Source organism: Pseudoalteromonas sp. NC201, assembly GCF_002850255.1.
Classification (GTDB): Bacteria; Pseudomonadota; Gammaproteobacteria; order Enterobacterales; family Alteromonadaceae; genus Pseudoalteromonas.
The window spans coordinates 1558509-1584211 of sequence record NZ_CP022522.1; the positions used below are offsets into that span (position 1 = coordinate 1558509).

Genomic DNA, 25703 nt, shown 5'->3' on the forward strand with positions numbered 1-25703 from the left:
CAATCAGCCTGATAACGGCTAAGCACTTTGTACTTGTAATAATTCTTTTGCACTCGCTCTTGTCGTGTCACTTATTTTATCTCCACCAATTAACCTTGCTATTTCATCAATGCGTTGGCTTTCTGCCATTGGGGTCATTTTGGTAAAGGTTTCGCCATGTTCTACCCGTTTTGCGACAAAGAACTGGTTGTGACCACTGCATGCCACTTGCGGTAAATGGGTAACACAAATAACTTGCGTGGACTGGCCAAGCTGACGTAGCAATTTACCTACGGTTGCAGCCGTTGGACCTGATATCCCTACATCAACTTCATCGAAAATCAAAGTGGGTGTCGTAACGCGTGTTGCGATAATCACTTGAATGGCTAAGCTTATCCGAGATAGTTCACCACCCGAGGCAACTTTGCCCATAGGCTGTAAAGGTTGGCCTGGGTTAGTAGAGACGTAAAATTCAATGTGGTCATACCCAAGAGGGCTCGGTTTAGCGCCAAGATTAGGCGTTAACTGGATCTCAAATTGACCATCACCCATCGCAAGCTCTTTCATACTTGCAGAAATACGTTCGTTAAGAGATGCACTGGCTTGCTGGCGGCTTTGACTTAATCCTTGTGCAGCTTGGTTATAAGCGTTGATGGCTTCAGCAATTTCCTCCTCTAATGCATCCAGTCGTGCAGAATCAGAGCTAATAGACTCAAGCTCGTGTTGTAGTGCTTGATGGTGCTGATATAGCAATTCTGGCTGAACTTGATGCTTTCTAGCTAAATCTAGAGCTTGAGAGAGTCTATCTTCTAGCTCTTGTAGTCGCATCGGATCTTGTTCGACTGAATCAGAATAACTGCGGATCTCTCTACTGGCTTCTTCCACTTGTACTGCTGCCTCTTCAAGCACTTGCGCAATATTCTCAAGGGTTTTGTCAAAACTGGTGAGTTCAGAGAACACTTGTGCACTTTGTTGTAGCTGCGATAGCACAGTCTGCTCGTCATTTTCATAAAGGCGAGAGAGCTCACGGTGGCATTGTTCTAAAATGGTTTGGCTATGGCTTAGGCGTGAATGTTCGGTCTCAATATCTTCATATTCGCCTTCTTGTAGGGCAAACTCGTCAAGCTCCGCTACTTGGTACTCAAGAAGTTGTTTTTTTGCGGCTTGTGCCTGCTGTGACTTTTGTAGTTCGGCATATTCTTTTTGCAGTTTATGGTAGTGATTATATTGCCCCTTAACTGCTTGTAACAAAGTCGTGTGGTTAGCATAGGCATCTAGCAAGTGCAGTTGATATTCTGGCTTTAGCAGTAGCTGATGGGCGTGTTGTCCATAGATTGCAATAAGATGTTGCCCAAGCTCTTTTTGCTGGCCAGCAGTAACAGGGGAGCCATTGATGTAGCTTTTACTACGCCCACTTTTACTAATAACACGACGAAGAATACATTCATTCTCTTCGTTATCTAGCATATGCTCCGTTAGAAAGCGTTTGGCAGCTGGGAGATTTGAAACATCAAACTGAGCAGAGATATCCGCTTTGTCGGTACCTGGACGAATAGCAGAAGGATCAGCGCGCTCACCGAGACATAAAGAAAGCGCATCAATTGCAATGGACTTACCTGCGCCTGTTTCACCTGTAATTGCGGTCATGCCACAATGCCAGTCAGTATTTAGCGCACTAACAATAGCAAAATTTTGAATATTTAAAGCTAAAAGCATACTGTACACCCTAACAGAGAATTACTGTTAATTTATACAGTATTTTGTTGTTTAGCAACTCAAATTAAAAAATTCTGCTAAAAATAATAGCAAGATTAACCGACGGCATGCTCTTTTACTAAGGCTGCTGCTTGCTTTTGTTGGTTGGATGGCTCTGAGCTAGTTAGTTCTGGTGAGTCTAATACATCTTCATCTTGCTGTTGTGCTGGTGTTTCAGGTGTTTGAATGCGAGCAATGAGGGCCGGGAGCATCTCGCGATAGAAATCGCGATTATAGGCAATGCCTGCCGTGGGTAATTCGGCAACAAAATATTGTAATTGCTCAGCAAGCAAATCCATATTGCCATTTGAGCGACACTTGTTAAGCTCGTTTGTCACTGAATAGATAAATAACTCAGACACTTTTTCCAGTTGCGCTAAGTTTTCTTCCGAGTGGACTTGAACGACAAAAAAGTTGCCAACAATTGCATTGATCTGCGGTGCGTATTTTGGCCTTAAAATCTTCGCTTCGACGAATTCAGCAACTTTAAGTTTAAAGTTGCTACTAATCACTTTTAAACGATCGTTAAAGGCTTTTTTTTCCGCTTCACGGGCTTTTCTTCTGTTATTTTCAATCACTAAATACACTGAAAGTATAGTGATAAGCAGCGCCAATGTGAAAAATACAACGTAAGCCATTTTATTGTTATTTACCTAAATTAGAAAAATTAACCAAGGTTATTTTGCGTAACTTTGCGTGCTTAGTAAAGCCTACTGCCCCAATTTAATTTCTGTCTAAGAACATTGTAGTAGGAGTAGCATTTAGGGTGGATCAATCTTAGTCTTTTCTCCGCTTTTTTGATGATAACCTCGTCGCCAGGTAGCACAGCCAGTACAACATGGCTGTCACAACTTACTTGTAAGCTGTCGGTATTTTCTAGACTTAACTTAAGTTTGACTTCTTTTTCTGCATCCACCACTAAAGGCCGGCTGGATAAGGTATGCGGAAACATAGGCACCAAAGAAATAGCGTCGAGTTCTGGGGTTAAAATAGGCCCGCCACCAGAAAGCGAGTAAGCGGTTGACCCCGTCGGTGTCGAGACAATTAAACCGTCTGAGCGCTGGGAAAATACAAAGTCGTCGTTGATAAAGGCCTCAAATTCAATCATATGAGCAACCTTATCAGCGTGTAATACGGCTTCGTTCATTGCTAAATTTGCGCTTTTAAGTTGGTGATGTCGATATACTGCCACCTCTAACAGAAATCTCGATTCTTCAATAAATTGGCCGCTTAACACCGCTTCTAGCTGCGCTTCAAAGCCTTCGGGGTTCAAATCTGTCAAAAAGCCTAAGTTACCGCGGTTAACCCCAATCACGGCGACATCAAAACGAGCTAGTACTCTCGCCGCACCAAGCATGTTACCGTCACCACCAACAACAATAGCAAGATCGCAGCGTTTACCTAGTTCAACTAACTCGACAACAGCGTCTTCGTCTAACGACTTTATTTGCTCCGCAACGCGATCTTCTACGAGTACTTCATATCCTAATGCTTGCAAAAATGTGTAGAGTCGTTGTAAGGTCGTCCCCGCGCCTTCGTGGTTGGGTTTGCCAATTAAGCCGATGGTGTTAAACGTGGTCGTCATTCAGTCATTTGTCCTTGGTATCTTTGTTGCAAGATTATATTAAAAGCGTAGTGCTTGAAACTGGCAATTGACACCCATATTAAAATAATTATGAAACTAAATCCCAGAGATGAACAAATTCTGTGTGCGGTCATGCGCCATTATTGTAATGGTGAAGGGCAGCCTGTTGCATCCAGCAAAATAGCAAAGCAGGACGGCCTTGCTATTTGTTCTGCAACCGTACGTAATGCAATGGCAAGACTTGAAAATCAAGGCTTATTGTATTCGCCGCACACGTCAGCTGGCCGCGTGCCCACCGATCAAGGTGTAAAATTCTGGCTACAGGAGTTTTTTCCTCTGGCTGATGTTGCCGTTCATTGGCAACCAGATCAATCCGCAATAGTCTCTTTTGCCCACTTATTGAGCCAAAACTTCCAGGTCTGTTGCTGCGTTGGATTACCACAAGTTAGCAGCAAACAAATGTTCCGTGTCGAAGTGCTCGATTTTGATCGTAAAAATTGGCTGGTCCTGCTGTTAGACAGAGCGGGGCAATCACACAATATTTGTATAGATAAACCCGTTGATGACTCCGACGCGTTGCGTTACCAGTTCGCGGCTTGGATGAATACTGTATTCAGTCAACAAACTTTAGTTGAAGGGTTGCACCGAATGCGCGCCATGGCACACAGCGCACCGCCGAGTTGTCATCATATTTTGGCCCAGTGGACTAAGCAGTTAAGCCAGCAATTAGGCTCAGATAATGCGATTGTTGTGGGCGAGCGCTACTTATATAACCGCCTAGAGTTGGATAGAGAGATTAATCTTGGCGTCGGATTTTTAGACCAAGTTGAAGACCGCTTGGCGTTTAAAGACGGTGTATCCGTGTTACTTGGCGAAGAGCTAAGCATGCTCGGTTTACATCGCGTAGTGGTGCTTAGTGTGCCGTATTTCTCCAAAGGAGAATATCAAAGTCGCTTTTGCGTCATTTGCCCTGCGGATTCAAAGATCGAAGCTATCTTGTCGGAATTCAAAAAATTGCCGCAATAAAGGGTTGAAACTCTCATTTCAATCCCCATAATTACCGCAGTTGTAAAGAATCGGAGAATCACCACATGTCTGAGCAGACAAAAGCCCCAGAGCAAGAGCTTGAACAAGAACAAACACAAGCGGAAGCGGAAGTTGTAGAAGCACAAGCAGAACAACAAACTCAGGAAGAGCAGGCAGAAAATGCGGGTGAGTTGAGCCCAGAAGAAGAAATCGCTGGTCTGTATGCTGAGCTTGAAACCGCTAAGCAAACTATCGACTCACAAAAAGATAGCGTTGTTCGCGCCGCTGCTGAGCTTGAAAATGTTCGTCGCCGTGCAGCGCAGGATGTTGAAAAAGCGCATAAATTTGCGCTAGAAAAGTTCTCAAACGAATTACTACCTGTAATCGATAACCTAGAGCGTGCGATTGAGTTTTCTGACAAAGAAAACGAAACGTTAAAGCCAGTGCTTGAAGGTATTGATATGACTATCAAGACATTTGCTGATGCCCTTGCTAAATTTGGTGTTGAAGCGGTAAACCCACAGGGTGAAGCATTTAACCCAGAGCTACACCAAGCAATGTCAATTCAGCCGAGCAATGATGTATCACCAAATACTGTGCTTGCTGTGATGCAAAAAGGGTATACCTTAAACGGTCGTCTATTGCGCCCTGCTATGGTGATGGTCTCTAAGGCTGCTGAATAAGCAAATTCAATTTAAAAAAGCAGCAAGCCGCTCATTGAGCGGCTTTTTTGCGTTTAGGAACGAATGTATTCGCTTACCAGCTACACTGCTTCACTCTATCAAACCAAGAGCTTGAAAAAGACTTGGCTGTGATGGGGAGGGGAGCCGTTACTTCGACGCCTAACTCTTTTGCTAAATATCTATGTACTAGTAGCTTTACTTTATCGCTTTCTAACTGGGTATATGCCAGTTGTAACGCTTGCTTAGTGCTTTGGTTGGGCATCTCCCCCTCGAGTTGTTTATAGCGCGCCTCAAGCCATTGTAGCCAAGCTTGTTTTGATTCGTTTGGAAAGGCTGTGGTTAGGGTAGACGTGGGCCCTTGTAAACGTTCGTAGTTCACGATTTGTTTTTGAATAAGAAAGACAAACATCAAGTTAATCCCCGCTGAGATTTGACCCGAGCGTTTATCAACGGCTTGATAGCCCAACAGAGCATGGCGAAAATACTGCTCGGCTTCAAATACTCGACCTTGATCAAGCGCGAGGCTACCCAAATTGCTTTCGATCATTGCAAGTACCGGGGTTTGCTTTAACTCCTCAGCCAATTTGCGTGCTTTGGCATACAATGTTCTCGCTTTTTGGTAGTCATCTTGGTTGCGGGCAACTAGCGCCATACTGTTAGTCAGCGTAAGTCGTTGGCGGTCATTTTCTGCATATTTGTAGGCACACTTAAGACTAGTATCAGCATCATCAAGGTATTCTTGTCGGCGTAACCAAATCCCTAGCGCACTCAAAATGGTAGGGAGGTTGGCTTTAAAAAACATGTCATCTGGATACAGAAAGGTCGCGTTTATTGAGGTATAGAGCCTATCAACTTTGTTTGTTGGTACAGATGCACGAGCGCTCAGCAAATGCCACTGAATAAATAACGGTACAGGTACATCTGGCAGTTGCTCTAAACTGTCGAGAATAATCAAGGATTGTGCAGGGTTAACCGTTAAATAGTCGCTGGCCTCGTCTAGCTTACTTTCAAAATATGAGAAGTCTTTCGCCAACGCATGTTGGCAAAAATAAAATGTACAAGTTACAAAGAGTAAAAACCGAACCAAGCAAATCCCAACCACATTTTTGCGCATCTATTAACTGTAGTCGGCAGTAACAAATAGTTCCAAATCAATTACGACAAACAGCATTATACAAAGATAAGCAACAATGTAGAGGTTACCTCTTCAATTATAAATGGGGATCGGAAACGTGATGAAAAGAAAACAAATTGTTGAGTTCACTCTGGTGCAATTCAATTAGCCGATTAATATTTTCAAGGTCTACAGTGGTTAAACTGACTTTGCTAAGCATATAGCTAACCGGAGTTCTATTCGCGTCGATACCAGAATAGATAACATCGGTATACTCTTTGGCTTGAATAAAGTGCTCGCCCGCGAGCTTATCTTCAACAACATAATCAACTCGCTGTTTACCCAACATTTTAAAGCGGCGAGCGGCATTGGGCAGGTGTACCAGCTGATCGTTATAAAAGTCTTGGATCAGTTTTTCAAAGGCAATTCCATAGTAGCTGCCGGCATTCAGAGCAAATGTGTTTCCTGCAAGGATCAACGACTCGACTTCGCCGCCAATTTTTGGTTTTTCTTTATGTTGGAATAATGCCATGACTTCTTGGCGGTAAGGTGTAGTGAAGTAAGCAAACTTAGCTCTAGATGCCGTTTTGGTCGCAGCCATTAGTACATCTACCTTACCTACCTTTAGCTCTGCTAGCATTCTCGCTGAAGTGGGATAAAAGACATATTCCAAGCAATAAGATGAGTCGTTAAACAAGGTGTTTAGCGCATTAATCTCTAAACCAGAGACATTACCTTCTTTACGGGAAATATAAGGAGGCCACAGTGTTTCGTTCATTCCTATGCGCAAAGTTTTGCTACATTTCGCTAAAGTTTCAAATGCCCAAAATGTGATAAGTAAACTAAGTAAAAGTGATATAGAACATTTCATGGCGTAAATCTCTGAGCGTTTTATAAAGCATGCTTATTTTATCAGCAAAGGAAGACTGGTACACGTGTTTTGTTAAACGATTAAGAATGTTTAATGTATCCGCAAAGTGTTTTTTGCTTCTTAATTTATTATTGTACATTGCGGCTCTGTGCGAGTACGGTTGCTATGGTATTGATAAGCTCAAGCTGCTCTATGGGTTTGGCAACATAACCATCAAATCCGACGCGCTCATACAAGGCTTTGTCTTCCGCAAAGGCATTTGCAGTCAATGCGATTATTGGGATATTGGGATCCTTTCTTTTGAGACGCTTGCAGGCTTCAACGCCATCCATTTCAGGCATTTGAATATCCATAAGTATTAAGTCGGGTTTGTTTAGCTCGAATTGTTCAATGGACTCTTTACCATTATTCGCAATCGTAATATCACCATTGGCTTTACTGATCATAGAACGCACTACCAGCTGGTTTACTGGATTATCCTCAGCCAGCAATATGGACGTACCGCTCAAGTCTGCTGCTGTTAGCGGATCGCCTTTTGGTTGCTCTGATGTACACTTAGCCTTTTGCAAGGGCAACTCGATGCTAAATTGACTGCCTTCTCCGACAGTACTTTCTACTTTTATCGTGCCGCCCATCAGGTCGATTAGGGAGCGGGTGATTGAAAGGCCGAGCCCCGTACCACCAAATTTTCTGGTGGTGGACTTATCCGCCTGCTCAAATCGTGAAAAGAGTTTTTTGATTGTGGCTTCTGTCATTCCTATGCCGGTGTCGGCAACGGTGATAAGCATACCTGAATCATTTTGGAGTGGTTTTATATGGGTAATAATACTACCAGTTTCAGTAAACTTAATGGAGTTTGACAAGAGGTTAAGCAACACTTGCCTGACTCTGACTTCGTCTCCAAGCCAAAACTTATGCTCAAGTTCAACGTAGATCTTAAGTTTTAATCCCTTGTTTTTTGCCAACACTAAGAAATCTGAGCGTAGGTGTTCAACCAACACCTCAATATTAAATGGTCGTTCTTCAAGCTCAATTCTGCCGGCTTCAATTTTAGAGAAATCCAAAATATCGTTGATGATAGTATTAAGTGCCTTAACCGAGTAAGTCGCCTTCTCAAGTAGGTTGGTAGCGGTGCTGTTAAGTGGTTCCGACTTTAATAGTTGTAATGTGCCGTATAAGCCATTCATGGGAGTTCGTATTTCATGACTCATATTCGCCAAAAAGACGGCTTTGGCTTTGGCTGCTTGCTCAGCTGCTTCTTTGGCGTGCGAGAGTTCTCGCTCATGTTTGAGCTGCTCAGTGAGATCTAATGCGATGCCCAAAAACCCATCAATATTGCCGTGTTCGTCGGTCAAGGTTGTTACATTTAACTTAATTTGAACGTGTTGATTCTGCTTAGTAACGTAAGTCCATCGACTAGTATCTACCACACCTTGTTTGGCTTTGGCGACAAACACTTCAAACCCAGGTTCAATGACTCTGCCAAGCTCTTCCGTTAACGCTTTTGCTCTTGCTATGACCTCTTCCTCAAGATGGAAAATGGCAGGGGATGATTTACCAATGAGTTCATCTTTTTTGTACCCTAATAAACGCTCAGCTGCAGGGTTAAACTGGGTAATGATACCGTCAGGATCGGTGGCGACAATGGCATAACCCGAACCTTCAACAATGCTGGTGTGAAGTTGGCTGTATTTTACGATTTCTTTAGTTCGTGCTTTTACTTCCTGTTCTAATGAAGAGTTCAGTTTAGCAAGGGACTGTGCTTTTTCTTCTTCGGCTGCTAGCTTTTCCTTTTCTGCTAAGCGCTGACGCGTAAAACTTAAAAGCAGAATATAAGTGATGATTGCCAATAGCGCAGACACCAACAGCGCAACTTGCAAAATGGTATTAGGAGAGACGAGATTGAGTGAACGGATAAATTGCGGAGTTGGCCAAATTTTTACTTCCCAAGAGCGACCAAACAAGGTGACCTGTTTAGCCACTGAGTTATCCAACTCTTTAATATCTTCTTTTAGCACCTGATAAAATGGTGTGTTTTCATCGTTATTGGTTACATCGGAAATTTGAATTGAAACATCTTGTCGAAAAGACAGCAAAGTCGACAGGATCTCATCGATAAGTAACGGGGAATAAGTCCAACCAACTAAGTTGTCTAACCGATTTTCTTCATTTGTTGCCATACCAATAGAGGTATAAATTGGCGCGAGTATCAAAAAGCCGTATTTAATTTTATTGTCGGCTTGCACTAAGGTAATTGGGGCGGTAAGCCTCGGCTCATTGGCAGTTGCAGCTTCTATTGCCGCTGTTCTACGACTAGCTTCGGAACCTATATCCAAGCCGACGGCTTTATCGTTGTTTACTTCGGGTTCAATGTACTGGATAACAAATTTGCTGGTGCTATGTGGGTTTAGCGTTTTGATGGAGAATGTTCTGTCTGTACGCTCAGCTTGTGCTTGTTGCACAAAGCTGCTTACGCTATCAACGGGGACATATTTGATGATCCCCACGCCACGAGCCCCAGAATATTCCGCTTGGAAGTCAAACGACCTGATATAACGCTGCATCGCCTGATAGTCAAAGCTGTGTTGTTGATTCGCATAAATTGCAGTGCGAAGCCCTAAAATACCGTACCAATACAGCGTAACGCGCTCGTTTACACCCTCAGTCACATGGTCAAGCCGTGAGGCAAGTGCCGCCGCTACCTTTTCAGCATGATGCTCCTTTTCTTGCTCATATAACACCAACCCATAAAGCATACTGCCAACTAACACGAGTAGTGCAGCAACAAGTGGCAAAAATCGGCTCTGGCGAACTGTGTGAGCATTCGCTAACGACACGCTATATTCCTTACGCTTTAAATCTAATCAATATGTTAGTCCAGATAGCATAGAATTGATAGTGATTACGGTGAAGTGACAATCCCGAATTTATGCCTAAATTGGCTCATGAAAGACACATTATGAATTGTTATTTGGATAAATTGTAGATTGAAATCGGCTAAGCCATGTGGCAATAAAAGCTAAAATAAATATGCGGATTTTGGGCTTTATATAAATGTGGTCACGATGTGGACATTTTTTAGGATGAAATGTGGATGTTTGCCCCGAAAACAAAAAAGCCAGTTAAAGCATGCTGCTCTAACTGACTGTTTTAAAACGCTAAAATTTGGTGGAGCTGGGGGGATTTGAACCCCCGTCCGGAAAGCGTCGACCTTCGGTCCTACATGTTTAGTATCGTCTTTTGGTTAACCTTTAAATCTCGGACGAACACGATAAGTAAAGGCGAGGCCGCTTAGTTTTAGCCCTTCAACCCCGGCCAGGGTTTCCGTAGCGATCTTGTGTAGGGTGACACTCCAGAACCAGATCCACAAGAATATCATGGAGGAGTGCTAGCGGGCTATTATGCCGCTAGAGCGTAGTTATCGTCGTTTGCGATTACTTTAAATACGGCTTTTTTACGAGGCCAGCCGCACCTCGACATGCACCTTAGGCTTCTTGAATCCCGTCGAATCCTAATCAGCCCCTGAATAAATTCAGTACTGTTAGTGTCTATACATCTAACTATGTCTCGCATTATACATAGGATTAATGTCATTACAATGGCTTATCATGCCATTTGCTGATGATTTAACGAAGCAGAGGCGTGTTTGATTAATTACTCGCCGATTGCTGAACAAGACCGTAAGCGTTGATTATATGTATAACGGGTTGGCTTTTGATTTGTGCGACTAGGCACTTGCAAAGAATCGTCCTTTACCACCATATTGATAGTTCTCTAAAGTATTGAGCAGCTTTTCAGAAAATTGAATTTCTGTCTCTGAACGGCCACTCCGGCGGGCCTCTCTTAAGTTGGCTTTTTGCATGGCGATAACGTCGATTTTTTCATTCTCGGCTCGTGAAATATCGGCAGGAGAGGGGAGTCCACTCCTCTGACTTAGACCTTGCTCAACAGCAAAATAATGTAAAGAAAGCGAAGCATGCTGCCCTAAATCCAATATTCCTTCGTCATACAGCGCTTTGGATGCTTGAGAAAGCTCTTTTTTGGTGATGTGGGTAAAGTCGAATTGCGCTTCTTTGGTATGGCTATCTGTTGCCTCTGACGCTGGCAAAACGCTTCCCTTCGCTTCATTTTCGATTGATTGCGCGCGTCGCACCTGAGCCTGATTATATAGCATTGCCTGGTGTTGAACTTTCATTTAGCAAATCCTTCTGAAATATGTATAACAACTTCAGCAAGGTTTATGCCCAAAAGTGGCTCAATAAGCTTAAACCTTCTAGCCAAGGAGTGCGTTTTCACTTATCCCGATATGAACCATAAAGGTCGAAACGCAATTTCGCTGTTAAGGTGTTGGAGGCATTGATACCAGACAGAACTCAGCTCTAAAGTCATGTTATAGGGTTGTGCTAAAAGGAAAGTGGATTATTGTACGGCGACAGAAAGCGGCGCACTCGCTACCGCTTTTGTGTGTTTGTAGGGTTGATAAACGCAGCGCCAACAAACGCTGGATATGTTGCCTTTTGTGTTTACGCTCCGCGCAACCAGTTGCGTAGTCTATCTTTAAGTTGGCTAAGGTCGTCTTCGCAGAACAGGCCAATTTCTAGTGCTTTGGCGCGCAGTCTTTCCGAGGTTCTAATGCCTTGATAGCTCACCAGTAGGCCTCTTGCTTGTACGCCGCCAAACAGCTCGCTGAGGGAATCAAGTTTGTATATCACTTGGTTGCCTTCCCCTTTACTAAACTTTTTGGTTTTGCATTCAATAAGGTGAAGCTTATTGTTAGCGAGCGCCACAATATCTAGCTCGTTATTGACATAGCCTTGCCCCACGCGACGTTTAATCGCAACGCCTTGAGCGACATCTTGTAAAATGGTGAGTTCTTTTTTTAGGCTGAGGAGCGTGGCGTAAACATATTCTTCTAGCCAGCCACCGTTGGCAAAAAAACGAGCGCCTTCATTAGCAAACTTTAATTTGTCGTCTTGCCTTGTGGCGACGTTAGCATCTTCTAAATCGTCAATGAGTGTTTGCAAACTTGGGCTATTCATTTGGCTGCGACTCAAAGGCTCACTAATAAGTGCATTATCTTCGCTGCTGGCAGCGAGGTAGTTGAGCTGGGCGAGAGCATGACTAAAATCTGTTTGACTGGTTGCCCATTTGGCACCGAGCTGGCGATAGCGAATATCAACGATACCCTCATTTGCAATTTCGGTGATATCGCCGTCGATGAGGTTAAAAAAATCGCGTATCTTTAATTTATCGGCAAGGATGGTGTTGACTCGCTCTGTTGGTACAAGCCAGTGAAGTTCGTCGCGCTCGGGTTCAATGATAAAACATTCTATTGGATAGGCGCGGATCACCTCATACATCGCAAGTAAGTGTTGGCGGTCGCCGCAACTGGCATTAAACACAAATTGGGTATCTGGTTGTTCACTAATTAGGGTATCAATGAGCTGGTGGAAGCTGTCGATTAAGGTGTCACTATCTCGGCTGGTAGGAATAAGGGCGTGATGTACTTTTACCCCTCTTGGCCCCAACACTCTTTTAATATCTTCAAGGTTTTGTTGTTGTTGAGATTCTATTAAATAGAGTATTTCATCCGAGTCGATATTGTGGTCGAGTACAGGTGTAAGCGTGTTAATAAAGTTAGTGTCGATAAAACTAAGGTGTACGTGCGTTGTCATGACTGTCCGTAAAAGTTATGTCCTTCATGAAAGATGAAATTACCCTATAAAACGGCAAGTGTAAAACAGAGTAATACTTAGTTATGAATTTGCCGCCATTTGGCGTGAAATCCCAAAGTGTGTCTAAAGTTCTGCACTGTAAAGTCGATAAATCTAAGGAAAATAATAAGTTGTACTTTTAATGCACGGAATGATTTACATTCATTTATAATTTGTAGCAGTTCAGGTAATGTTAAGCTTAACAATTTGGCGAAGTTATGCTCAAATGAGTTCGCTGCATTAAAAATAACAACATAACAATAAGATCGTGCATACTTTTCAGGGTTGATGAATGTCATTATTTCGTTTTGATGAGGATGAGGGCTATGTCTACTTGCTCTCTCATCCAGTGGAATCCGGATTTCCGGCGAGCTCGTCTCAATTGATAGAGATGATTGAGGAGTCGCCATATGCGGATTTTGAAATCATTCATGCCAATATAGGTCAATTATTTGCTGCTAGTGAGACGCCCGAGCAGGACTCGCTGATTGTGGCTCGCGCTATCGATGCGTCTATTTCTGTGCGTATTGAAGAAGGCAATATGCTTGCCGAAGCGAGAGTAACCACAGCCCGAGGCGGTAAGTTGGTTTGTATGAACAAAGCCAAACAAGCATTAAAGCAAGCTGGTATTAAAAAAGGTGTCAGTGGCAAAGCCCTCGATAATCTTCTCGGTCAGCAGTTAGAACTCCCTCCTGGACACACTTACAATGGTATTGTTGCGCATGGTCAACGAGCCAAAGATGGCAATGACGCACGGTTTGTGCGCCTGTGTATGACAGCGCAGGACAGAGTGCTCAGCCCGCAAGAATCGAGCGGCGGTAAGGTCGATATGCGCAACTTAGGTGCTATCATCACCGTAAAGCCGGGCAGCCCATTAATGAAAAAAGTCCCGCCAACTGAAGGCGAGCCGGGCTATACCGTGTTTGGTGACGTGATTGACCCTAAACCAGGAAAAGACGCGCCACTTGAGGTGTCAGAAGGCACCAAGCTCGATCCCAACGATAAGAACCTGCTTATTGCCGATTCAAAAGGCGTGCCTGTAGCCGTTCCTCGTGGCATGCGTGTTGACGATGTGCTGTGTTATGAAAACATTGATGTGACGACTGGGCATGTTGAGTTTGATGGCAGCGTGATTGTGAGCGGTGATATTAAAGATGGAATGCGTGTTAAGGCTTCGGGCGATATTACTGTTATTGGCTTTGTGGAATCGGCCATTCTTGAAAGTGGTAGCGCGGTCACGATAATGCTTGGCACCATTGGTCGTAAGCGCACCGAAGGCGAACCTTTTTCGTGTTCGATTAAAGCAAAGCGCAGTGTTTCGTTAGGCTATGCGCAGTACTGCCGAATTGAAAGCGAACAAGATATTCTCATTGAACGTCAAGCTTTGCATTGTGATTTGGCTTCCAAGCGTTTAATCAAAGTAGGTAAAGGTGAAACCCCTAGAGGCAAACTGATTGGCGGAAATGTATTGGATGCCATGCGTATAGAAACGGGTGAACTTGGGGCACCTTCAGGCACAAGAACACGTATTTCACTAGCCCAAGACTGGGATAGTTTGCACGATAAGCACCGCGAATTAGTGGAGCTGGAAAAGGTGCTGGCGTCCAAAGTCATCGATATTAAACAAGCCATGAATAAAGCACAGGCGTCGCCGCAATCGCAAAAACGAGATGCATATCTTGCCAAGTTGCAGCACAGCGAAATGCAAATCAACAAACACTACGGCCGTAATCAGCGTAACATCGGGTTAATACAGCAAAAAATACATCGATTAGCACGCTTGAGTCGAGTCACTGTTAATGAGCTGATGCACCCCGGAACTGAAGTGAAAATAGCGAAAGACACTAAACTGTTTTCACGAATTTACCCGCCTAATTTCGTTAAATTGCATGAAGGTAAGATCATGCAGCAGTTTACGACTGCCAAAACCGCAGAAATAGCTTAAAAACGAGCACTTATAAAAATGCCAGCTGGATTTGCTGGCATTTTTATTATTCGGTGTCGGTTTCGGTTGTTGACTCAGGTTCTGACTCGGCTTCAGGCTCTGGTAATGGCCAGCCACCTAATGCTTGCCACTTGTTGACTATGTAGCAAAAGAGCTCTGCGGTGCGCTCTGTGTCGTAAAGTGCACTGTGTGCTTGACTGTTATCGAACTCGATACCTGCTGCACGACATGCCTTTGCAAGCACCGTTTGCCCTAGAGCAAGCCCGGCAAGTGAAGTGGTGTCAAAGCTGACAAATGGGTGAAAAGGCGTACGCTTTATCTTGTTACGCTCAATCGCTGCATTTAAAAAGCCGTGATCAAAAGCGGCATTATGGGCGACGACAACGGAGCGCTGACAGCCCGCGGCTTTTTGGGCTTTACGCACGGCTTTGCAAATTTCTTTCAGCACTTCATCTTCTGCAACTGCGCCTCTGAGTGGTGAAAATGGATCAATGCCATTAAAGTCAATCGCAGCTTGCTCAATATTTGCGCCTTCAAAAGGTGCAACATGAAAGTGTACTGTCTGATCTAAGCTTAATACCCCGTCATCGTCCATTTTTAACATACTGACGGCAATTTCTAGTAGGGCGTCAGTATCTTTATTAAAGCCAGCGGTTTCCACGTCGATAACTACAGGAAAGAAGCCGCGAAAGCGTTTTGAAAATAGCGTTTGCTCGGTATCAGACATAATCTTCTTGGTTTGTGAAATTTAGCGGCCTATTATACTGATACCTCGACAAGAAGCGAGCAGCTTGAGAGCGCTTAGTATGGTACATTTATTGCTTAACTCTAAATAGCGCGAATTGGTAGAGATAAGCTCTAGTTTTTGGCGTGTTGAGCGCATGTAGATTAATGGTTGATGTTGTGAGGTGTGGGGTGATCAAGTTATATAAATCAGTAGGTTGGGTTGGTATATCGTTATGCGCCATTACCTTTAATAGCGAGGCTGCAATGCGGCAATACGCTGCCGAAGCTGATTCATCACATTGGAATGTTGACCAAAACAATCGCTTGAGTTGTGCGCTTAATCATGAAGTTCCGTATTACGGTGAAGCTATATTTTCAAGTAATGCCAGTAAAAATAAAGACTTAACCTTTAACCTTGATATGATGGTACGTCCTGAAAGTTACGATTTTGCAGGACTTGAATCGGTGCCACCGCTTTGGCGAGCCGGCAAACCGGCAAGAAGCATCGGGCAAATGAAATTACTGAAAAAATTTGACGGTGAACTTGAAAATGACGTCGCGTGGCAGTTGCTGACTGAGCTTGAAAAGGGCTACTTTCCCACTTTTTATTATAAAGATTGGCACAACGACGTAGATAAAATCTCAGTTTCTTTGTCGTCAGTGAACTTTAAACAGGCATATTGGGCGTTCTTACAATGTCGCGATAACTTGTTGCCATACAGCTTTGAAGACATCGCTTTTACGGTGATGAATTACAAGAAAAATTCCAGCGAACTGACAAAGTCGTCACGCAAACGCTTGGATATGATCGGCGAATATCTTAAAAATGACTCGAAAATTGAGCAAATTTATATTTCGGCCTATAGCGATAGTTATGGCGGCCGTGATACCAACTTGAGGTTGTCAAAGAAACGTGCCGAAGCGATTAAATCATATATGGCGAGCTTAGGGGTTGAAGAGAATAAGATTATGACTGACGGCTTTGGCGAAAAGCGCCATATTGATACCAACGACAATGCTATTGGTCGCGGTAAGAACCGTCGAGTCGTGATCCAAATTTCAAGACCTTGATGTTGGGGTTTTGGTTTTGTAGTGGGTTGTTGGTTAGTTGGGTTGTCGGCTTAAAAGCCGACCTACAAGCCGAGACACGGTGCTGATATCGGTTTTATTCTAATACCGTACTACATGACGCTTTTAATGCATTGGCATGGCTTAGCTGATTGTGATAGGTGATGGTAATGGGCTGTGCGGTGTTTATCTCATAAGCCAGTGCTAAATCTAATTCTACGCTTTTACTTTGCCCAGCATTTAGGGTCATAAATTCATTGGCTGTCGGCGCGAGTCGTTTCGCCATGGGTCCTTGATAATTAAGCGACTTACCATTTTGTGTTACCTCTAAAAATTGGCTCCACCAGCCTTCAAAAGGGGTATGCCAAATTAGAAACTTTTCATCATTATGGCCTGCGTTGGTAAAAGTGAAATTAATGGGGTAGGTCATACCTGAGTCGGAACCCTTACTCACACTGCATTGAATGTTACTTTGTGCATTCATCGTTGCCTCTGATTTTGTAGTTGGGGCGGTGTCGTTGCAAGCTTGGAGCAGCATAGCAGCGGTGATCATCATTAGGGGTTTCAACATACTGTTTTTGAGCCTGTTGCCACGCTCATTCCTTTTTTATTTTCAACGTAAATACTTTGCACTATGCTGAGTATTACAGTCGAATAACGAATCGCATACTCTCATGACCAAAAATAATAACAAAGAGTTCAATTCTTTTGCATCGTTTTACCCTTATTATCTCGCGGAGCACAAAAACAAAACCTGTCGTCGCTTGCATTTTATTGGCTCAACCTTAGTGCTCTTGGTTTTGCTCTTTGCGCTGGTTTTTGCATATTGGTCTTTACTATGGTTGTTGCCAATCGCGGGTTATGGTTTTGCTTGGGTGGGGCATTTCTTTTTTGAAAAAAATAAGCCTGCGACATTTCAATATCCACTGTATAGCTTGATGGGTGACTGGGTCATGTACAAGGACATTATCCGTGGTAAAGTACCTTGGTAAAGGAGACTCAGTAGATAATAAAAATGAATGTAAAACAAAGTGTTATTGCTATGAGCTGTGCCGTTTTACTGGCTGGTTGCCAAAGTGTGTCAGCCACTGGCACACGCACGCTAGCAACTTTTAGTGTAGATAATACTCAGTGCTACGACCGCAAGGCGCAATCTAGTTATTTTGCCGTTGATTCTCATCACCATTTTCAGCCATTTCGGGGAGATGCGGTCCCGTTTGATAAGCTCGTTACTTGGGCAGAGCGTGTGGGGGTGGTGTTTATCAATGTTTATGGCATTGGTCAAACCTACGAGCGAAAGTCCGATTGCTTTGGTGAGCGTGGGTGCTACAGCCAGTTGATTTCACCCAGCATTCAAAATGACTTTAAAAATGCGAGCAATTATCTTAAATATGGCGCAGATAACGTGCATATAACCTTGTCTATGACCTTTGCTGACTTACACAAACCAGAGACTATTTTGCCAAAAATGGCACTACTTGAAGGCGAGTTTGGTGACTTATTTCGTTGGATGGGAGAAGTGAATTTAGTTAAAGCAGCGCATTTTGGTAATGGGCATCAAGCGGTAGAAAAAGAGACTATCGCCAAGTGGCAGCCATTTATGGCTGTGCTAAAAGAAAAGCGTATTCCGCTTGCTCTGCACGCTGACTTAGGCGATAACAACACGCCACTTAAATACTTACCTTTGCTTGAGGAAGTGCTAAAGCGCTACCCAGAAAACGATATTATTTGGATGCATATGGGAGTATCAAAAGAGCTAAGCCAAATTGATCCGGAGCTACACATAAACACCATGGAGCGGTTATTCTCCCAATATAAAAACCTAAAGGCCGATCTGTCATGGCGGATTTTGTACGACTATTATTTTGGTGACCCGAAAATTCAGGGGCAGTATGTTGAATTTATTAATGCCCATGCTGAGCGTTTTTTGCCAGGCAGTGACTTCGTCGCTAGTAAAAATAAACGCTTTTTCGATTATTTAGAAGAAGTCGATATCAATAGCCGAATTCTCGCCGAACTTGATGACAATGCTTTTCGCCAGATCGCCTTAGGTCAAAACTACTTTTCGCTATTAGATTTACCTTATCGCGCGCCAGAGATTTGTATTACAGCGTCTCCTTGAGCATGGATAGCACATCGTTTACGTCTAGCTTCATCACTTTGTCGGTGTTTGCGAGCAATTGATCCGCGAGGTCTTTTTTATGGTGATGGAGCTCGACAATTTGCTCTTCAATCGTGCCTTTGGCAATTAAGCGATAAATAGTAACGGGGCGTGTTTGTCCCATTCTATGTGCGCGGTCTGACGCTTGCTCTTCAACCGCAGGATTCCACCAAGGATCCATGTGAATAACATAATCTGCAGCGGTAAGGTTCAAACCAGAGCCTCCGGCTTTGAGGCTAATTAAAAATACCTCGCCTTCACCTTTTTGAAAGGCATTCACGGCCTTCTGACGTGCTTTGCTTGGGGTGCTGCCATCTAAATATTGAAACCTGATCCCGCGTTTTTCCAAGCGAGCTTTGATAAGTTGCAAATGGCCTACAAACTGACTGAATATAAGTGCCTTGTGATTGTTCTCTTGCAGCTCGGTCAGAAGCTCATCCAATGCCGCTAATTTCGAGCTGGTTATCTGACTTTCTGCCATTAACAGTTTTGGATGACAACAGGCTTGGCGCAAGCGGGTTAGCGCTGCCAGCATTTTAAAGCGTTGTTCATTGGCACTGTCTTGCTGTGTTGACTGTGAAATTTCGTCAATGGCATTTTGGCGCAGCGCTTCGTAAAAGGTTTGTTCTTCTTGGCTCAATTGAATTGGTACATTGATCTCAGTGCGTGGTGGCAATTCAGTTAATACCTGATGCTTCATACGGCGCAGAATAAAAGGCTGGATCAGGTGTTTGAGGCCTTTACGGGCACGGTGTGCTGCGAGCTTATCTTCATTGGCGTTTTCAATGGGAGCGGAAAACTTTTCGCTAAAGCGTTTGAGGTTACCGAGCAACCCTGGGTTTACAAAACGAAAGAGTGACCAAAGCTCGGTGAGGTTATTTTCTATTGGGGTCCCTGTGGTGATCAGCTTAAATTTGCCTTTGAGCGCGCACGCGGCTTGAGTACGTTTTGCTAAAGGATTTTTTAGCGCTTGGGCTTCATCGGCGACAATGGTTTCAAAAGCGATAGGCTTTAAGATATCAACTTCGCGCTGTAGTAGACCATAACTTAATATCACACAATCCAGTGGTTGCAAGTTGCTCAGCATCTCAGCTCTAGCATCAGAATGTGGATAGTCAGAAAAGAGTTTCACCGACAAGGTTGGAGCGAACTTTTGGATTTCTTGTTGCCAGTTGAAGCAGACCGATGTTGGCGCGATGACAAGCGTCGGGCCGACATTGGCACGGGCCAATATCATCGCCAGCGCTTGGATGGTTTTACCCAATCCCATATCATCGGCAAGGCACGCACCTGCACCCCAATGGGCAAGTCGCATTGCCCAGTCAAATCCCGCCTGCTGGTAGTCGCGCAGCTCGGCTTGTAATGTTGAAGGAAGCGTTGGAGTCAATGCGACGGCTTGCTGCATTTTTTCGTTTTGTTCTTCCCAAGCCGGCAAGGTTTTCATCCGCATTCCTGTGGTGGCTTCAGCAATTAAAGGCGCGGCTAACGGGTGAAACTTTCCGCCCTCGGTCGCGTTATTGAGCTGGTCAAGTTGCGCTTTTAAGTCACTTGAAAGCGCGAGTACTTGCTCACCGTCCAGCGCAATAAAGCGGCCATTGCTGGTGGCAACCATTTTTAGAAGCTGTTTAAGTTCGATAACTTGGTCATTACTTACTTGTAGCTCGCCGGTCATGTCGAACCATTCATTTTTCTTGCTCATGGCAAGTTGCAAATGTTGGCTTTCGAGCTTGCTACTGAGCTTAACCTTTTTGCCTTTAGGCCATCTGAGCTTGAGTGCCATAGGGCAAGGCTCTTGATTAATCACCAGCTCAAGTTCTTGCAGCACCTCTAGCGCTTCATCCATTTCGGCTAAACTTAAGCGATTATCCGTCATCTCCAAAAATAGCGGACAGTGCGTATCTAACTCATCCAATCTTTGCTGCTCAAGTAACAAGTTTCGGGTGGTGGATAAGCGCTTACCATCAATTTCGGCGCTGACAGTGGCAATACCGTGTCCTGGATGAAAAATCGGCCCTTTTTCGCCAAAGGGCATGACCACACAGTGAAAATCGAGGCCTTGATGATAAGGTTGAATGTTAATAACAAGCGCCGATTGCGCCTCGATACTATCCAGCCCAGTATCTATATCAGCTAAATCAGACTGTACATTAAGATAAGGTGCGATGGCTTTAATACTCGATAGCACCTTTTGTTTTGCACTGGTAGGCACGGTTAATCCAGACTCGCCAATAATCTCAGCGACCTGTATATGTGACTGGTTAAACACAATAAACTCGTAGTGATGCTCAGCTTGCTGAGTAAATGAGTAGGTTTGCGGTTGACCAAAATAGCTGGGTAAATTAGGAATAGAGAGTAGCAGATCGTCGCCATGTTGACGGATGTGTAACTCGGGAGATTTCTCGGCAATGGTAATGGCTTGTTTTAAGTCTTCTTCATGGTATAGGTTGGTGGCGCCGACTGCGGCTTTTAACGCTGGAATTCCAGCAAGGGTGTAGTCCGCACGAGCATTGTAGCCATAACCTGACTGTGGTGCGATGGCGTCGATCAGCTTTTTATCAGATTGGCTGATATAACTAAATTGCTCAGGGTGTTGTTTCAGTTGTTTGCAGGAAATTGGCTTACCTTTTCCCCAGCCTGTTTTACCCCGCTTTTGCTCGCGTGCTAAAAACTCAATATCAAAGCGACCTTGCCTAATTTGCCAAATCAGGCGAAATTGTTCGTCAACTTCTTGGCTGGTATTTGCGTTCGGGTTGAGCGCAATAAGCTTGTCCAGTGCCAGATCCCACGCCGTCTTTTTGGCAACAAGGTGACTAACATTAAGCTCGGGATTAAACGCAAGCTGATATTGCTCACCGTGCATTGCCAGCATCAACTGCTTTGCAAGCCCAGCAAAAAGAGGTAAAGAGAGGCGCTCAAAAATTGCGATGCAGTCGTCGAGACTGGCAAGCGCTTTGGCATCTAAGCTCTGATTACACCAGAAGTGTGCAAAGCAGTCGAGCAAGCGACCTAAGGAATAGTCAAAAACATGAGATTTCTTCAGACTTGAATAATTTAAATGGGCGCTGCTGTAGGTACTGTTTTGCGACAAGCTCTCTGCGCAGTATAACAGCACGTTACTGGCAAAGAAGTTATTATAAGGCGCTTTGCTGTCTTGGCTTTCAAACTCAAGCTGTTGAGAGAGGGTGTCAAATAATGCGGCATCATGGCTATTGGCTTGCTGCAATAACGCCAACTTATGAAACAAACCCAGTGTTCTACCTAGGTACTGCTTTTTACGTTTGGTGATTTTGTCTTTGGCTTTTAGTGCTTGTTCAAAACAAACGATAATATCGTCGTGTTGTTGTAAAAAAGCAATGCTTGCCATAATTTGTGCACTATAAGCGGTTTGGATATTGGCTACCAACGCCTGAGCCTTATCCAATTGCAGGGTATAGATTTGATACTCTGCTAATAAGCAGGTCAGTAGTGGGCTCTGTGTATTGGCTTGAACCTGTGTGAGTACTTCAAGTGCATAGCTAATGCTGTGACCACCTTGTAGTAAGGTATAGAGCAAAGTTGCAAAAGCTTGATATTGCAAGTCATCAGCAAGCGCCGAAAATCCTTCAACTGAAAAAGGATAAAAATACAGTGGTAATAGCACTTGATTGGTCTTATGACACACCGCCTGTGGGTCTTTCGCCAGTTCTAAATGATTGCGGGCTTTTGGTAGTTGGTTGATAAATAAAAAGTCTCGAATGAGTCGCTGTTCATCGGCAAATTGGCGTTCCCATTCATAAGCATTCAATACAGGGATAAACTCTTCAGCAGCGTTAAGGATTGCTAAAAACTGGCCGTCAGCCATGACTCGATGGCTTAAACTGGTCGCGAGTTTTAGATTTATTTGCACTCCATCTTCGTTAAAAGTCACTAACCCGGCTGAGCGCCACTTCATAATTTGGCTATGACTTACACCTTGTTCAAAGTCATTTTCGGGGATGATCTCTTTTGCCACGAGTGCTTGAACTAGGCGTTTGAGTTTGATTGCTGAAACGGGTTTATAGACGACCGCCAGCACACTCAACAGCGTTTGCTCGTGCATAGGTAGGTTATGCACTTGATTGATTAGCGCTGTGATTTCTTCGTTAATTGCTGGTAGAAAGTCAAAATTCATCGTTTGGTTGTAGTATTCAATTTAAGACACTGAAAACTACCATAATATAGGTTGGACTGCCATGAAGATAAACAAAGTCAAAGCTTATTTTTCGGTTATGGTGGTTCATTCAATACACTGAAAACTAGTACTATATTTAGTCTGAACTGCCATGAGGATAAGCAACAAGAAAGAAAGGGAGATGAGGGAGGCGATGCCTCCCTTTTGGTTAGCCTAGCATGTTATACAGTAATGCAGAAACCGCCAGCAAGCCGACGAATAGTACAAAGTAAGTGCCAATGTGGCTTTTGTATTTTTGTAGTGCCGGTACTTTAAACACGGCAATGGTTGGCATGATAAACAAGATCATCGCAATAATCGGGCCTGAGATAGCCCCCATCATGTCCAAAATACTTGGGTTTAATACGGCGCACACCCAAATAGCAACAAACATAAATACCACGCCTAGCTTGTCAGCAAGCTTGTAGCTCATACTCGTTTGCTTGGTTGCAAGGCCGTTAAAGCTTTCACGTGCACCAAGGAAGTGGCCTAGGAAAGACGAAGTAATCGCGATAAATGCCACAAGGGGGCCAAGCATTTCAATAAATGGATTGTTATACACGTTAGCTAAATAGGATAAAACAGAGACGTTCGCCGATTTTGCTTCTTCCATTTGCTCTGGTGTTAGAGAGAATACGCAGGAGAATACGAATAGCAAAACAAACACTATCAACATAATGGAGGTCGTACGAAGGATCGCTTCTGATTTTTGAACTGCCTCACTTTTGTAGTGACGACGCTGCACGTTAGCAAAGCTAGAAATGGCGGCTGCATGGCTAAATGAAAATACTACGATAGGAACGGATAGCCAAAGCAATTCGGCTAAGCTTGCAACATCTGGCGTGCTTACCACCGGCATTTGCCAGTTGGGCACTAAATAGAGTGACAAAAACAGTAATACCCCAACCAGCGGGTAAACCAAAATAGCAAAAGCACGCAGTAGCAGCTTTTCGCCGCCTAGCATAATGGCAATCATCCCGGCAACGAGCAAACCGGAGAGTAAAATACGAGATGGCGATTCAAAGCCAAGTTGATTGACAATAAAGCTGTCGACGGTATTGGTTAGGCCAACACCATAGATAAGCAAAATAGGAAAAATAGAGAAAAAGTAAAGTAAGGAAATTAAACGGCCAGCACCTGCGCCAAAGTGCTCTTCTACTACATCCGTAAAATCGGCATTTTTTTGCTTTGATGAAAGGACGAACCGGGCCAATCCTCGGTGTGCTAAATAGGTCATAGGGAAGGCAAGCACTGTCATGATAACGAGTGGCCAAAAACCACCAATACCTATGTTAATTGGCAAGAATAAGATACCTGCGCCGACCGCAGTGCCAAATAAACTTAATACCCAATGTGTGTCGTGTTGGGTCCAGCGCCCGTCGCTGATGGTATTCATCTCCATCATCGCTTCAGAGGAATTACTCATATACTTGTTGTCCTGGATTTAGAATTATAATCGGGCGCATCATATAAAAAATGACGAAGTGTTGCATGTATAAACCGTCTACTCCGAGGAGTTATGCGGTGAAATACGTTTGTTTGACTAAAACTTGCTCAAGGTATGGTGGGTTCTTAACCGGTTATTGTAAATCTAAGTCTGCAAATGTTCTTAATTGTTACCACTGGCAATGAATTGCTAGCCGACTTATAAATAAATTTTTATTCTAGTTTGCAAAGAGAATTAAAATAACCAAGTGGAAAAGTATGTTCAAGCTAAACTCTCTATTGCTCGCTTCAACTTTGTTGGGAAGCTTCGCTGCTAATGCAACGATTGTCGAATTTCAAACTTCTCATGGTAGCTTTCAGGTCAATTTATTTGATGAAAGTACGCCTAAAACCGTGGAAAACTTTTTGAAATACGTAGATAACGGGCGTTATTCTGATACGGTAATTCACCGCGTTATTCCAGATTTTGTTGTGCAAGGTGGTGGCTTCAAATATGAAGGAGACGTGCCTCTTGATGCCATCGCTACTTACGATGCTGTAAAAAATGAACCTAAATGGTCTAACGTAAAAGGCACTATTGCAATGGCAAAGGTAGCAAATAGACCTGATAGTGCGACAAGCCAATGGTTCTTTAACTTGGTAGACAACAGTAAAAATTTGGACGTTGACAATGGTGGCTTCACGGTCTTTGGTCAGGTGACTGACAGTGGCATGGATATAATAGAAGCGATAGCTAAAATTCCTCGTTGTGGTAATGTGCCATTAGTTAACTTCACTGATGAACAGTGTAAAGATAGCAATAGTGAGCCGGGTGCAGCTAACTTTGTAACCATAAACGCAATTACTGTACTAGATGATGATCCCAAATCAGCTCAAGGCTTAAGCCCAAAAGCAAATACCTTGATTGATCAAGTGCCTGATAAGCCTTCAACTGACTCTGATTCATCTGGCGGTTCAATGTTTGCCGGCCTTATGTTGCTGGCTGGTATTGTCGGATTTAGACGTAGATTTCATAGGTAACCAAGTTACTTTGGTTGCAGATGCTAACGATAGCATCACAGTCCCTAGTTAACCTGATCTCAGGTTAATAACTTGGAAGCGCACTTCGGTGCGCTTATTTCTTTATTATTAAGTTATTCGTCTTCGCCAAACAGTGCAATCGCTTTTGTCGTCAAACTATACTGGTCACGGCCATCCACTTGGATAAGCCCTTCATTAAGGTGATTAGTCACAACGTCTTCGAGTAGTTGTTGATCTACGTATGGGAGTGAAAAAGTGTGGTGATTGATATCGCACGATTCTGGAAAGCTTGCTTTCAGCTTAGACAGCAACATTATCGAATACATATTCTGTAAACGTTCCATAGCCGACCCTTTTATTATTCCAATTTTTGCGAGAACAATCCTAACAGTAAAATTGCGGGTTTGTCTATTTTTTGTGC

The 25703-nt window shown here is 43.7% G+C and carries 20 protein-coding genes and 1 other RNA gene; 7 read left to right on the forward strand and 14 right to left on the reverse strand.

Annotation, left to right across the window (positions count from 1 at the left end; all coding sequences use genetic code 11):
* Positions 1–18: 18 nt before the first annotated feature.
* The 3 genes from recN to nadK form a co-directional block, all read right to left on the reverse strand.
* Positions 19–1695, reverse strand: coding sequence for a DNA repair protein RecN (recN, locus tag PNC201_RS06405; RefSeq protein WP_102056531.1), 1677 nt, complete (start codon positions 1693–1695; stop codon positions 19–21).
* A gap of 95 nt (positions 1696–1790) precedes the next feature.
* Positions 1791–2372 carry a hypothetical protein gene (locus tag PNC201_RS06410; RefSeq protein ID WP_102056532.1) on the reverse strand — a complete coding sequence of 194 codons (582 nt, stop codon included), beginning with the start codon at positions 2370–2372 and terminating at the stop codon, positions 1791–1793.
* 62 nt (positions 2373–2434) lie between these two features.
* A complete protein-coding gene (gene nadK / locus PNC201_RS06415) occupies positions 2435–3319 on the reverse strand; it encodes an NAD(+) kinase (protein WP_045990546.1) in 885 nt (294 codons plus the stop codon).
* A gap of 90 nt (positions 3320–3409) precedes the next feature.
* Between nadK and PNC201_RS06420 the strand changes: the two genes are divergently transcribed.
* Together PNC201_RS06420 and grpE are read left to right on the forward strand one after the other, a co-directional pair.
* Positions 3410–4345, forward strand: coding sequence for an HrcA family transcriptional regulator (locus PNC201_RS06420; protein WP_171039494.1), 936 nt, complete (start codon positions 3410–3412; stop codon positions 4343–4345).
* Between the two features lie 65 nt (positions 4346–4410).
* Complete coding sequence (gene grpE, locus PNC201_RS06425; protein ID WP_102056533.1) at positions 4411–5028, forward strand: nucleotide exchange factor GrpE; 618 nt, start codon at positions 4411–4413, stop codon at positions 5026–5028.
* A 73-nt stretch (positions 5029–5101) separates the two neighbouring features.
* Here the strand turns inward: grpE and PNC201_RS06430 are convergent, their stop codons facing one another.
* The 6 genes from PNC201_RS06430 to PNC201_RS06455 form a co-directional block, all read right to left on the reverse strand.
* Positions 5102–6142 carry a tetratricopeptide repeat protein gene (locus PNC201_RS06430; RefSeq protein WP_102056534.1) on the reverse strand — a complete coding sequence of 347 codons (1041 nt, stop codon included), beginning with the start codon at positions 6140–6142 and terminating at the stop codon, positions 5102–5104.
* Between the two features lie 97 nt (positions 6143–6239).
* A complete protein-coding gene (locus PNC201_RS06435) occupies positions 6240–6920 on the reverse strand; it encodes a substrate-binding periplasmic protein (RefSeq protein ID WP_227387232.1) in 681 nt (226 codons plus the stop codon).
* A gap of 221 nt (positions 6921–7141) precedes the next feature.
* Positions 7142–9850: a CHASE domain-containing protein gene (locus PNC201_RS06440; RefSeq protein WP_102056536.1), complete on the reverse strand. Its 2709-nt coding sequence runs from the start codon at positions 9848–9850 to the stop codon at positions 7142–7144.
* A gap of 329 nt (positions 9851–10179) precedes the next feature.
* Positions 10180–10536: a transfer-messenger RNA gene (ssrA, locus tag PNC201_RS06445) on the reverse strand.
* Between the two features lie 204 nt (positions 10537–10740).
* Positions 10741–11208 carry a hypothetical protein gene (locus PNC201_RS06450; RefSeq protein WP_102056537.1) on the reverse strand — a complete coding sequence of 156 codons (468 nt, stop codon included), beginning with the start codon at positions 11206–11208 and terminating at the stop codon, positions 10741–10743.
* 328 nt (positions 11209–11536) lie between these two features.
* Positions 11537–12688, reverse strand: coding sequence for a Card1-like endonuclease domain-containing protein (locus PNC201_RS06455; protein ID WP_102056538.1), 1152 nt, complete (start codon positions 12686–12688; stop codon positions 11537–11539).
* A 331-nt stretch (positions 12689–13019) separates the two neighbouring features.
* Here PNC201_RS06455 and PNC201_RS06465 point away from each other — a divergent pair, with 331 nt between their 5' ends.
* Entirely contained in the window at positions 13020–14672 is a 1653-nt protein-coding gene (locus PNC201_RS06465; RefSeq protein ID WP_102056540.1) for a DUF342 domain-containing protein, read from the forward strand.
* A 46-nt stretch (positions 14673–14718) separates the two neighbouring features.
* Here the strand turns inward: PNC201_RS06465 and rnt are convergent, their stop codons facing one another.
* On the reverse strand, positions 14719–15399 hold the full coding sequence (rnt, locus tag PNC201_RS06470; protein WP_102056541.1) for a ribonuclease T: 681 nt from the start codon (positions 15397–15399) through the stop codon (positions 14719–14721).
* A 164-nt stretch (positions 15400–15563) separates the two neighbouring features.
* Between rnt and PNC201_RS06475 the strand changes: the two genes are divergently transcribed.
* Positions 15564–16469: a flagellar protein MotY gene (locus PNC201_RS06475; protein ID WP_010606468.1), complete on the forward strand. Its 906-nt coding sequence runs from the start codon at positions 15564–15566 to the stop codon at positions 16467–16469.
* A 94-nt stretch (positions 16470–16563) separates the two neighbouring features.
* Here the strand turns inward: PNC201_RS06475 and PNC201_RS06480 are convergent, their stop codons facing one another.
* Positions 16564–17037, reverse strand: a complete 474-nt coding sequence (locus PNC201_RS06480) for a hypothetical protein (protein ID WP_029215860.1) — start codon at positions 17035–17037, stop codon at positions 16564–16566.
* A 103-nt stretch (positions 17038–17140) separates the two neighbouring features.
* On the opposite strand from PNC201_RS06480, the gene PNC201_RS06485 reads away from it, so the two are divergent.
* Both PNC201_RS06485 and PNC201_RS06490 read left to right on the forward strand, forming a co-directional pair.
* Positions 17141–17458 carry a DUF962 domain-containing protein gene (locus PNC201_RS06485; protein ID WP_095727714.1) on the forward strand — a complete coding sequence of 106 codons (318 nt, stop codon included), beginning with the start codon at positions 17141–17143 and terminating at the stop codon, positions 17456–17458.
* 23 nt (positions 17459–17481) lie between these two features.
* Positions 17482–18588 (forward strand): amidohydrolase family protein, encoded by a 1107-nt coding sequence (locus PNC201_RS06490; protein ID WP_102056542.1) that lies wholly within the window; start codon positions 17482–17484, stop codon positions 18586–18588.
* Here PNC201_RS06490 and PNC201_RS06495 read toward each other — a convergent pair.
* Both PNC201_RS06495 and PNC201_RS06500 read right to left on the reverse strand, forming a co-directional pair.
* Positions 18572–22777: a DEAD/DEAH box helicase gene (locus PNC201_RS06495; protein WP_102056543.1), complete on the reverse strand. Its 4206-nt coding sequence runs from the start codon at positions 22775–22777 to the stop codon at positions 18572–18574. The two genes, PNC201_RS06490 and PNC201_RS06495, sit on opposite strands and share 17 nt — an antisense overlap.
* A gap of 208 nt (positions 22778–22985) precedes the next feature.
* A complete protein-coding gene (locus tag PNC201_RS06500) occupies positions 22986–24242 on the reverse strand; it encodes an aromatic amino acid transport family protein (protein WP_102056544.1) in 1257 nt (418 codons plus the stop codon).
* Between the two features lie 278 nt (positions 24243–24520).
* Between PNC201_RS06500 and PNC201_RS06505 the strand changes: the two genes are divergently transcribed.
* Entirely contained in the window at positions 24521–25282 is a 762-nt protein-coding gene (locus tag PNC201_RS06505) for a peptidylprolyl isomerase (protein WP_102056545.1), read from the forward strand.
* Positions 25283–25395: 113 nt separating this feature from the next.
* On the opposite strand, the gene PNC201_RS06510 is transcribed toward PNC201_RS06505, so the two are convergent.
* Complete coding sequence (locus PNC201_RS06510) at positions 25396–25626, reverse strand: hypothetical protein (protein WP_102056546.1); 231 nt, start codon at positions 25624–25626, stop codon at positions 25396–25398.
* Between the last annotated feature and the right edge of the window lie 77 nt (positions 25627–25703).